Raw genomic sequence first — 10,774 nt, forward strand, 5'->3', positions numbered from 1 at the left:
CATGGGCAGGAACAGCCGCCAGTTCACGGGCGTCGAGGCATGGTCCCGGGCCAGGTGAACCGAGACCCCCACCTGACAGTTGGTCACCTTGCCCGCGGTGCCGGTGTACTGCCGCGACACACACGCCGAGGCGTCGCCGTCCTTCAGGAAGCCGGTGTCGTCAACGATCAAGGCACTCGGCTTGATGGCCTCGTGCATCCGCCAGGCCAACCGGGCCCGCACATGGGCCGGATCCCACGGGCTGGAGGTCACGAAGTGCGCCAGCGCCTGCCGGTTGCCGTCCTCGCCCAGCCGAGCCGCCATCGGCTCCACCGACTTGCGCCGCCCGTCCAGCAGCAGCCCCCGCACATACGCCTGCCCCCAGCGGTGCTGATCCGCGCGCGTGAGCGCCTCGAACATCTCCGCCGTGAACATCTCCAGGTCCTCCCGGACCTCGGCCATCTCCTCAGGTGTCACACACCATCAACGCGCTTGCTGACACAGAGACACGCCACCATCGCGCACACCTGACCAAGCCCTACTAGTACCACTCACCGTCCCGAGATCCGCAGGTTGATCGCCCACCTCACGCGACCTGTCCGCCGCAGCATCGACCACGTCTTGGACTGGTCTCGATGGCGCCGTCGACGCCAACACCAGGCCCGCATCAGTCACTACAAGAGACGAGGCGCCAGCCCAGTAGCTGACGCCTCATCCCCTGCAACGACCACTTCGCCGTGCTCACCATGAATGACAAATTCAGCCTCACCATCACCATCTACAGCGACAAATCAACACCAGCAGGATCCTGCGGACCTGCGAGCGCCCGACTTCGATACCGCCGGCCCGTGCCCGCTCGGCCAGCGCGTCCAGTGTCCACTCCGGTGGCGCTCGACCTGGTTGATCCAGGAGGAGCCGGTCGGGGCGAAGTGGACGTGGAAGCGCGGGTGCCGGCTGAGCCAGGCTCTGATCTCGACGGTGTTGTGGGTGGCGGAGATGTCGCAATCCACACCGAGCCAGAAGGCCCTCACTCATTTCAAGATCACCTGACTGTGAACCCTGTCACCAATCTCCGTGGTGAGTACAACTAACGCCCCTGTCCTCCGGAGCGCCGATGCCAGCCAGATGACAGCCATGGCCGCGGCGGTGACGAGAAGCGCCCCCATGGCTTGACCGTCGGCGAAGCTCTGCGAAGCGGCACCAACGGACAATGCAGTCGCCTGACCACGCGATCAGAAGCCAGCGAACTCCGGCTCCCCGTCGGGGGCCGACCGGCAGGGAGCCGTGCTGGCGCGCAGTGTGATCAGCGGCTTCAGCAGGACGTGCCGGGGTGCCGCGGTCGGCACGGTGAGTCGCTCCATCATCAGGTCGACGGCGATCCGGCTCATCTCCTTGGCCGGAATCTCGGACGCGGTGAGCGGGGGACTCACCTGCTCCGCCCAGCGGCTGGCCGCCACGCCGACGACCGAGAAGTCGCGGGGCACGCTGCGGCCGTGACGGGTCAGCCCGCGGTAGATCCCCTCGAGGGCCGCTTCGTTCGTGACGACCATGGACGTGGTCCCCGGATCGTCCAGCAGGATCCTCGCTACTACGTCCTCGCCCGCGGGGACGTCATCACCACAGGGATAGGCCCGCGGGGTCAGGGCCCTCTCCGTCATCGCCTCGGTGTAGCCCTCGCTGCAGAGCCGTGCGTATCCGTACGCGCTGTTGAAGATCTGCTCCGACTTGTTGACGAAGGCGATGTTGCTGTGGCCCAGGTCGATCAGGTGCTGGACACACCCGCCTGCGAGGCCGGCGAAGTCGAGGTCGACCCAGCCGACCGCATCGGTTCTGCGGTTGCGACCGATCGCGACGAAGGGGAAGGCCGTATCGATGAGGTACTCGATGCGGTCGTCCTCCCGGCGGACCTCCATGATGATCACGCCATCCACGCGCCGTTCGCTGGCCATCCGCCGGAACGAAGGGTCCTGCCCCGACTTGCAGGGCGTGAGCAACAAGTCGTAGCCGTACGTGGTGGCTGTTTCGGCCACCCCGCCGATGAACGCGAGTTGGACAGGCGGATAGTCGCCCTGTGCGCCGGACGGCGGGAAGAGGAGTGCGAGCGTACGGGTCGCGCCACCGTCCGCGGCACCGCCGCGGAGGTGTGCGTCGGGCGTGGTCGCCCGCTTGCCCTTGCGCTCCGTCATGGTCGGTCTACCGGCAGGCGCTGCTCGGCCCAGATGGTCTTCCCGGTGGACGTGTGGCGGGCGCCCCAGCCCTGGGTGAGCTGGGCCACCATCTGCAGCCCGCGCCCCCCTTCGTCGTAGGTGTGCGCGCGACGCATGTGGGGCGCGGCGCTGCTGGTGTCGGAGACCTCGCAGATCAGAGTCCGGTCCCGGATCAGCCGTAGCCCGATGGGCGGGGCCCCGTAGCGGATGGCATTGGTGACCAGCTCGCTCACCACCAGCTCGGTGGCGTACGCCGCGTCGGCGAGCCCCCAGGCCGAGAGCTGACGGGAGACCTGCGCCCGGGCCTCGGCCACGACTTCGGGATCCGCCGGCAGCGACCAGGCCGCGACCTGGTCCGTGTGCAGGGCACGAGTGCGCGCCAGGAGCAGAGCCACGTCGTCCGCGGGGCTTTCGGGCAGCATGGCCTTGAGGATGATGTCGCAGCTGACGTCCAGCGACGGCACGGCCGCCGCCAGGGCTGTGCAGAGTCGTTCGAGGCCGAGACCGAGATCGTGGCCCCGGACTTCGACCAGGCCATCGGTGTAGAGGGAGAGCAGGCTTCCTTCGGGGAGTTCCAGCTCGGTGGACTCGAAGGGCACTCCACCGATTCCCAGAGGCGGCCCCGGGGTGAGCCGGACCACTTCGACCGTGCCGTCGGGGAGGAGCACGATGGGTGGGAGATGGCCGGCGCTGGCCACGTTGCAGACACGGGAGACCGGGTCGTACACGGCGTAGAGGCAGGTCGCACCGATCTCTGCGGCGTCGGGTTCGTTCTGGGCGAGGGCGTCCGTGCTGGAGGTCAGCTGGATGACCAGTTCGTCGAGCTGGGTGAGCAACTCGTCCGGAGGCAGGTCGACCGCGGCCAACGTGCGCACCGCGGTACGCAGGCGCCCCATGGCGGCCGAGGCGGGGATGCCGTGCCCGACCACGTCGCCGACGACCAGGGCGACGCGGGTGCCCGACAGGGGGACCACGTCGAACCAGTCGCCGCCCACCTTGGCCCCCCTCCCGATGGGCAGATAGCGGTGTGCCACCTCGATGGCCGCCTGCTTGGGGAGATGGCGGGGGAGTAGACTAAGCTGGAACGAGAGGGCTTTGGCGCGCTCCTGGGAGAAACGGCGCGCGGTGTCCACACTGACGGCCGCCCGGCTCGCGAGTCCTTCGGCGAGTATCAGATCATCGTGCCCGTAGGCTTCCGAGCCTGCCGCGCGGGCGAAGACCGCGACTCCGAGGGTCACGCCCCGCGCCTGTAGCGGGGTGGCCAGGAGCGAGTGGAATCCGTACTCCTCGAAGCGAGCAGATCGCCCCACGCCGGCAGCGACCCATTCGGTGAAGTCGGGGTCGTCGGTCCCGCACAGCACCGCTCGGCCGCTTGCCAGGGCGCGTGCGGGAGGTGAGAAGGGTGGGTAGGAGCAGACATTGCCGGTCATGGCACCGGACGAAATGCCGTCGGTGGATTGGTGCGCGACCCGGCGCAGCATCATGGGGGCGGCTGGGCCGGGTGGCGCTTCCTTGCCGCGCGTCACGGCATCGAGGAGATCCACACTGGCCGAGTCGGCGAACCGCGGTACGGCCAGATCTGCGAGCTGCTGCGCCGTGCGCGTCACGCTCGAGGTGGTTCCGATGCGGGTGCCCGCTTCGCTCAGCAGGGCCAGGCGCTGCCGTGTGGCGAACTGCTCGCTGCTGTCGAACGCGGCGGCCCCGACCCCGGCCACCTCGCCGGTGTCGGGGTTGCGGACCGGCCACAGCTCGATGGTCCAGGCACGCCGGTGGGCGGAGCGCACGTCTGGGGCGAGGCGTTCGTAGCGAATCGGCTCGCCGCCCTGTGCCACACGGCGGACGCATTGGGAAAAAGCCTCGTCAGCGCGGCCTGGGCCCAGGATGTCCGAGTACTGCGCGGAGTGGGCTTCAACCCCTCGACGCTTGCCTGCGGATGCTCCGGGCTGCGCCGCTGTCGCCTTCGCTCCTCCGGCGGGAGCGGGCCAGGCCATCTGCACCGTGGGCGAGGGCTGCGCGCGCGCCGGTCCTGCGCGCGGGGGGGAGCTGTACGTGGACAGCGCGACGGAGGACTGGGCGAAGGCCCACTGCACCATCAAACGATCATGGTTCGCCTCGGATTCGGGCGTCCCCAGGGTGGCCGTCACGACGAACGCCTGGGGCGCTCCGTCGTCACCCAGCGAGGGATGAAGGCGAAGGTCCATATCGACGCGGTGCCCATCCCGGTGACGCAGTGCCGCTGTGCCGCTCCAAGCCCGGGCCTCGATGAGGAAGAGCCCGGCCGCCTTGGGGAACTCTCTGGCGATCAGGAGTTCGGAGGCGCTGTGCCCGACAACTTCCGAGGGGTAGTAGCCCAGCAATTGCCGGGCCCTCGCGCTCCATCCGGTGACCGTACCCTGCACACTGATGATGGCCAGGGGGTCACCGGTCGGCCACCTGCGGTGTCCGGCTTCCCTCGGATAACTGGTCATTCTCGCCACCCGCCCAGCCGATGCTCGTCCTCTCCCATCGTGCATGGGGGAAGAGAATCGTGCATGTGGGCAGGGCGTCGAGCGATGGGACAGCCGTCCTGGGGCTCGGGCAGACCCGCGCGGGCCCGGTCTCGGCGACGGAGCCCTGATCAGCGCGGGAATTCCACGTCCGGATGGGATCCGTGGCGTGCGAAGACGGGGATGCGATCCAGCGGTGCGTCGGCTTCTGTGGTCCGGTCGCCCTCGTGCACCGTCCCCGTGGCGGTGTCCACCCAGTCGGCACCGGCCGGCAGATAGACCTGGCGGCGCCGGTCACCGAGCCGGGTCACGGGGGCGATCAGCAGGTCCGGCCCGCACAGGAACTGGTCCTCGACTGTCCAGGCGGCGGGGTCGTCGGGAAAGCCGAAGAAGAGCGGTCGCATGACCGGTGCGCCCCGGTCGGCCGCGGAGACCATTTGGCGGTGAAGATAGCCGCGAAGGTCCTGCCGCAGCCGCAGCTGCCGGGTCAGGATCCGGTAGGCCTCCTCCCCGTAGGACCACAGTTCGTTGGGTCCTCCGCCAGGGCCGGTAGCGGAGAACTCTCGCGGTTCGCGGTATCCGTGCATCCGCAGCAGGGGACAGAAGACGGCGAACTGGAACCAGCGGATGACCAGCTCCTGGTAGTCGGGGTCGTCCGGGTCGCCACCGTGGAATCCGCCGATGTCGGAGGTCCACCAGGGAATGCCGCTCAAGCCCGCGCTCAGCCCCGCCGGTACCTGTGCTGAGAGCGCTTCGAACGTCGCGGGGACGTCACCCGACCACAGTGCCGCCGCGTAGGCCTGGCTGCCGGCCCACGCGGAGCGCACCAGGCTGACGGGAACATCTTCGCCCTCAGCGCGCATATGCTCGAAAAAGCCGCGCACATGTTCGCGCGGATAGAGATTGGCCACCGACCGGCCAGGCCCCGCCGCGTAGCGCAGATGACCGAAGGCTTCCGGGAACATCTCCGGCTCGCAGGCATCCAGCCACCACAGGCGGAAGCCGAGATCGTAGTAGTTGCGTTTGACGTGATTCCAGACCTCAGCACGAGCCCGTGCGTCGGTGGCGTCGTAGAAGACCACGGGGAGTGACCTCCCGTCGGCCTGGCTATCGGGAAATACGTGCTGGAAAGGCTGGCCCTGCTCCGTTCGCAGGAGTAGGCGCTCATCTCTCATGTGCGTGTAGTTCTCGCTCAGGATGCTGACAGAAGGCCATACGGAGACCAGCGGTCTTACACCCATGCTCGCCAGTTCCGTCACCATGCCGGCCGGATCGGGCCAGTCGGCGGCATCGAAGCGCCAGTCACCCAAATGCGGCCAGTGGAAGTAGTCCACGGCGATGACGGACAACGGAAGTCCTCGTCGCCGGTACTCGTGAGCGATGCCCAGCAGGTCGGCCTGTGTTCGATAGCGGAGGCGGGACTGCCACAAGCCCAGGGCCCATTCCGGCAGCACGGGAGCGTGCCCGGTGGCATCGGCGTAGTGACGCATGATGTCGGCGGGAGTCGGACCGGTGGTGATCCAGTAGTCGATCTGTTCGGCGGCGTCGGCGACCCACCGGGTCTGATTGGCGGCCAGCTCCACCCGTCCGATGGCGGGCAGGTTCCACAGCAGGCCGTAGCCGCGCGAGGAGAGGGTGAAGGGGATGGCCACCTCCCCGTTGCGCAGCACCAGGTCGATCACCATGTGCTTGTGGTCGAGGCGCCCGTGGGAGTGCTGGCCCAGCCCGAAGAACTGTTCACCGTCGTAGGCCGCGAAGCGTTGCTCCAGCCGGTAGCGGCCCTCACCGGCCGGGGTGAACTGGCGGGGGCCGGGCCAGGCGAAGTGGCCGACCGTCTCCCGCAGCAGCTCGGTTCCGTCCTGCGTTCGCGCGAAACGCAGGTGGCCCTCGGATGACAGTTCGACCCGGAGCCGCCCGGCGGTGAGGATCCGACTGCCGTGCGGTCCGGCACTCACTGCTGCTTCGACGGCGGCGGGCGCACGCAGGGCCCCCGGGATGTCGTCGCGCACACGGTGCCGGGCCGAGCGCACCCGGACACTGTCGGCGCCCCACGGCTCCACTCGCAGGACGTGTTCGGCGTCACCGAACTCGAGACAGACGGCCGGGTCGGAGGCGGGAGGCCGCTCGACGTTCCCGGCCGCGCCGTAGGCGGAGGCGGAGGGCACGGCCTTCGGGCCGTCCTGAGGAGACATGTCGATCCTGTCTGAACCCTGCTGTGCGGGTCATGGGTGGGTGCGGGTGCGGGTGCGGGTGCGGGTGGGGTTGCGGGTCACGAGCGGCGGCTCGCGGTGCAGTCACTCCCTCACGGCCCCGGTGGCGAGATCGGAGGCGATGCGCCCCTGGAGTGCGACCAGGAGCACCGCGGCCGGCAGGGAGGCGATGACGGCGGTGGCCATGACCGAGTTCCAGCTGGTGGCGCCGGTGCCGGCACCGATGTAGTCGTACAGGCCCAAGGTGATCGGTTTCCACGTCCGGGAGTTGAGGTTGAGCGTGGCGGCGAACAGGAAGTCGCCCCATGCGAAGAGGAACGCGAGCAGCCCAGTCGTGATCAGTGCGTTGCGGGAGAGGGGAAGCGCGATCTGCCAGAAGGTGCGTACGGCGCCCGCACCGTCCAGGGCCGCTGCCTCCAGCAGAGACCTGGGGATGGTGATCATGAAAGCCCGCAGGATGAGCACGGCGAAGGGGACGGCGAGCGTGGCGTCCGCGAGGATCAACGCCTGGGCCGAGTTGAGTATGTCGGCGGAGTCGAAGATCCGGAACAACGCACTGGCCATGACGATGCCGGGTACGAGTTGGACGACCAGCAGCACGCCCAGCAGTGTCCTGCCGCCCGGGCAGCGCAATTGCGCCAGCGCGTAGGCCGCCGGTGCGGCCAGCGCCAGCGTCAACAGGGTGGCGCCCGCGGCGATGATCAGGGATGCCGCCAGATGGCCGCCTTGCTGGGACAACGCGTCCCGGTAGCCGCCGAGCGTGCCGCCGAGGGGGAGCCATTGTGGTGACCGCCGGGCCAGCTGCTGATGGGTCTGGAAGGATGTGTTCACCATCCAGTACAGCGGGAAGAGCATGGCGGCGACGACGGTGCTACCGAATGCCGATTTCACCCCGGTCGGTACGGCTCGATTCCCTCCGCCACCGGGAACGTGACGGCGCCTGGCGGCGCGGCCGGCGGTCATGGCCGGGACCCGGTCTCGGCCTGCAGTTCGCGCAGGTACAGCAGGGCGAGGACGGCGGCCACGACGATGAGCAGGTCACCTGCGGCCGCACCGAGACCGAATTCCGACAGCCCGCCGAAAGACAGCTGGTAGGCGAAGGTGGTGATCGTGTGGGTCGCGTTTGCCGGGCCGCCTTTGGTCATCACCCAGATCACGTCGAAGACCTTGAGGGTGTAGATCAAGCCGAGCGTCAAGACGATGCCGATCACGGGTCTGAGCTGGGGCAGCGCGACATGGCGGAACTGCTGCCAGTGGCCGGCGCCGTCCAACGAGGCCGCTTCGTACAGCTCCGTGGGAATGGCTTGCATCCCGCCGTAGAGGATCACCATGTTGAACGGCACGCCGATCCAGATGTTGCAGATCAGTACCGAGGCCATCGCGGTGTGGGGAGCGTTGAGCCACGGCACCGGGTCCTGGACCAGGTTGAGTACGAGCAGAGCTCGGTTGACCACGCCGTCGGTCTCGAGCATCCACCGAAACAGCGTGCCGGCGACGACCAGGGGCAGGAGCCAGGGGATCAGCAGGAGCGCCCGCAGCAGCTGGCCGAGCGGAAACGAGCGGCGAAAGAACTCTGCCAGTCCCAGACCGATCGTGAACTGGAAGAAAAGCGATACCGCGACGAATACGACGGTATTCACGGCGGCAGAGGCGAATTCCGGGCTGCTCAGCAGCCTGCGATAGTTGTTGAAGCCGATGAAAGGCGCCTTCCTGGTGTACAGGGATTCGATGTCATAGTCCTGGAAGGACAGCACAACATTGCGCACCAGAGGGTAGAGGTAGAACACCACGACGAACACGACGATCGGCGCGATGAACCCGATCCCGAGTCGTCGGCTGCGATAGCCCGGTGTCACCGGTCGGCCCGGCTGTGGTCGGATCCGCGGCCGGGCCGCTCCGTGTTTCTGGGAACCGCCGGGGACACGGTCAACCGCCTGGGATGGCGGCCGTCAGTGTGTGCCGAGCACGGGCCGGCGCCCCGGTTCTCACTGCGTCGCCTGCCGCTGTGCTTCAGTCAGCGCCGCGCTGGGCGACTTGCCTCCGGACACTGCTGTCTGCACTGCGGTCCACAGCGCCTGCGAGTACTTCGGATAGGCCGTGCCGAGTTCGGCCGTGCGGCTCTTGGCGCTTCCGATGGTCTGCATGAAGGTCTTCATTGCGGGCACGGAAGCTCCGAGTTCCGCGGCCACATCCGGGTCGGGCGGTACATAGTTGGTGAGCTTCGCCCAAGCCAGACTGTTATCCTTCGAGACCAGGCACCGGATGACCTCGGCTGCCTTTTCGGCCTTGTCCCCGCTGCTGCTGGCCGCCCACACCTCACCGCCGAGCGCACCGGAGGAGGTGCCTCCGGTCGGGGCGGGCATCGGCACGACACCGAAGTCCTTCATCCCTGCCTTTCGTAGCTGGGGAAGCTCCCACGGGCCATTGACCATCATCGCCAGTGAGCCGGTGGAGAACTGCTCCCCGACCTCCGCCTGATTCCAGCTGAGCACGTCCCTGGGCGCCGAACCGTCGGAGACCAGGTTCTTCACGAAGCTCAGCGCCGACACGCCCTGCAGTGAATCGAGGTTCGCCAGGGAAGCGCCCGCGCTGAAGAAGAAGGACTCGAACTGGAAACTGCCTTCCTCCGTGGCGGGTACGGCGAAACCGATTCCGTGTACCTTGTCGCCCTGGGTGAGTTTCCTGGCCGCACTGCGCAATTCGTCCCACGTGGCAGGCGGATTGACGCCCGCCTTCTCGAGCATCGACTTGTTGTAGTAAAGCGCCAGCTGGTTCACACCGGGCGCCACGCCGTACTGCTTTCCCTGGTATTTGCCCGCTTCGATGATGTTCGGATACATCCCGTCCGTCTTTACGCCGTGTGCGTCGAGGTCGACGAGGGCTCCCGTAGCGGCGATCTGCGGCAGATCGGGATTGTCGACGAGAATCAGATCCGGTAGATCACGGCTGCCGGCCAACTGGAGCAGTCTCGTGCGCAGGTCCGGCACGATCTGCCGCTCGATCGTCACTCTGGCCTGATTGCCGCACCGGGTGAGCAGCTCGGGCAGGGCACTGCGCGTAGGTTCGGTGTTGTAGTAGTCCATCTCGGTCAGAGTAACCTTGCCGCTGTCCGTGGAGCGGAGTGGTGCATCGGCGTCACCACAGGCGGACAGCAGCAGACCGGCCACAGTGGCCGCCGCCACCGACGTCACGAATGACTGAGGAGGGCGGGATCCATCAGTGGTGCGCATGGCGGCTCCAAGAGGAATCGGTAGGCAGTCGCTGATATGCGTGGCTCATGCCCTCTGCCTGTGAGGAGAAGCAGACCCGGATGGGAATGCGATGGACCACGAGTGCGGTGGTGCTGGAGCGGTGTCTCGGCTTCACGGTGACCTTCTCGACGCGATGTCTTGTCTCATCCGACCCAGGGAGTTCACCGCCGAGCGCCCACGTCACTGTTGTTTCGGCGCTGGCCGGTCCGCTGGCGATTTCGCCGACAGGCCGGACGAGCAGCCCCAAGCGCGGGAGGTCTGGAGCTCCAGCAGGCGTTGGACGTTTCGGCTTCGATGGTAATTCGATAGTTTTTGTATGAAGGTCCTCCTCCTCTCGTGCAGCGCCTGGCGTCAGGGCTCAGGGCGCCAGGCTCCGCGGCAGCGTTCTCGCCCTCCTCGATGTGCCACGAGGGGCCCGCGTTCATGCACCCGATACGCCGCGACCACCCGATCAGGCCCCTACGCGGGCCGCCTCGTAGTCCAGGGCTGATGCAAAGTCGCCGGAGGTTCCCCCGAGGTGCGGAAGGTTGCCGGACATGGCCTGATCTTGACTCTGAAGCTTCTATAGATCGTCAAGCTGTAGGAGACGGAACGGGTGTGCCTCTGGATGCGCTGGTCAGGTGGTGGTAGACCTCGCGCGC

Annotated in this window: 8 protein-coding genes and 1 pseudogene; 1 reads left to right on the forward strand and 8 read right to left on the reverse strand. The window is 67.6% G+C overall.

Annotation, left to right across the window (positions count from 1 at the left end; genetic code table 11):
• The 7 genes and pseudogenes from ACFWOG_RS35505 to ACFWOG_RS35535 form a co-directional block, all read right to left on the reverse strand.
• A partial coding sequence (locus ACFWOG_RS35505) for a transposase (protein WP_380363432.1) occupies positions 1 to 441 on the reverse strand: 441 nt, incomplete at its 3' end.
• A gap of 425 nt (positions 442 to 866) precedes the next feature.
• Positions 867 to 980, reverse strand: a pseudogene (locus ACFWOG_RS35510) (IS630 family transposase); the annotation flags it as partial.
• Between the two features lie 231 nt (positions 981 to 1,211).
• Positions 1,212 to 2,165 (reverse strand): LacI family DNA-binding transcriptional regulator, encoded by a 954-nt coding sequence (locus ACFWOG_RS35515; RefSeq protein ID WP_380363434.1) that lies wholly within the window; start codon positions 2,163 to 2,165, stop codon positions 1,212 to 1,214.
• A complete protein-coding gene (locus ACFWOG_RS35520) occupies positions 2,162 to 4,654 on the reverse strand; it encodes a SpoIIE family protein phosphatase (protein WP_380363436.1) in 2,493 nt (830 codons plus the stop codon). Before ACFWOG_RS35520 ends, ACFWOG_RS35515 begins: the two co-directional genes overlap by 4 nt.
• Before the next feature lie 149 nt (positions 4,655 to 4,803).
• Positions 4,804 to 6,864: a TIM-barrel domain-containing protein gene (locus ACFWOG_RS35525; RefSeq protein WP_380363438.1), complete on the reverse strand. Its 2,061-nt coding sequence runs from the start codon at positions 6,862 to 6,864 to the stop codon at positions 4,804 to 4,806.
• Between the two features lie 102 nt (positions 6,865 to 6,966).
• A complete protein-coding gene (locus ACFWOG_RS35530) occupies positions 6,967 to 7,716 on the reverse strand; it encodes a carbohydrate ABC transporter permease (RefSeq protein WP_380363440.1) in 750 nt (249 codons plus the stop codon).
• A gap of 125 nt (positions 7,717 to 7,841) precedes the next feature.
• The gene (locus ACFWOG_RS35535) at positions 7,842 to 8,648 is read right to left on the reverse strand and encodes a carbohydrate ABC transporter permease (RefSeq protein ID WP_380363444.1); all 807 of its coding nucleotides are present in this window, start codon (positions 8,646 to 8,648) and stop codon (positions 7,842 to 7,844) included.
• Here ACFWOG_RS35535 and ACFWOG_RS35540 point away from each other — a divergent pair.
• On the forward strand, positions 8,606 to 8,698 hold the full coding sequence (locus ACFWOG_RS35540; protein WP_380363446.1) for a hypothetical protein: 93 nt from the start codon (positions 8,606 to 8,608) through the stop codon (positions 8,696 to 8,698). The genes ACFWOG_RS35535 and ACFWOG_RS35540 overlap by 43 nt on opposite strands.
• A 169-nt stretch (positions 8,699 to 8,867) precedes the next feature.
• Here the strand turns inward: ACFWOG_RS35540 and ACFWOG_RS35545 are convergent, their stop codons facing one another.
• Complete coding sequence (locus ACFWOG_RS35545) at positions 8,868 to 10,112, reverse strand: extracellular solute-binding protein (RefSeq protein ID WP_380363442.1); 1,245 nt, start codon at positions 10,110 to 10,112, stop codon at positions 8,868 to 8,870.
• Positions 10,113 to 10,774 lie beyond the last annotated feature (662 nt).

Origin of the sequence: Kitasatospora sp. NPDC058406 (genome assembly GCF_042722765.1) — a bacterium.
Taxonomy (GTDB): domain Bacteria; phylum Actinomycetota; class Actinomycetes; order Streptomycetales; family Streptomycetaceae; genus Kitasatospora.

Excerpts from the sequence above, each read along its gene's own strand:
- ACFWOG_RS35515 (WP_380363434.1), bottom strand. The coding sequence starts at position 2,165 with ATGACGGAGCGCAAGGGCAAGCGGGCGACCACGCCCGACGCACACCTC.
- ACFWOG_RS35530 (WP_380363440.1), bottom strand. The coding sequence starts at position 7,716 with ATGGTGAACACATCCTTCCAGACCCATCAGCAGCTGGCCCGGCGGTCA.
- ACFWOG_RS35525 (WP_380363438.1), bottom strand. The coding sequence starts at position 6,864 with ATGTCTCCTCAGGACGGCCCGAAGGCCGTGCCCTCCGCCTCCGCCTAC.
- ACFWOG_RS35545 (WP_380363442.1), bottom strand. The coding sequence starts at position 10,112 with ATGCGCACCACTGATGGATCCCGCCCTCCTCAGTCATTCGTGACGTCG.
- ACFWOG_RS35520 (WP_380363436.1), bottom strand. The coding sequence starts at position 4,654 with ATGACCAGTTATCCGAGGGAAGCCGGACACCGCAGGTGGCCGACCGGT.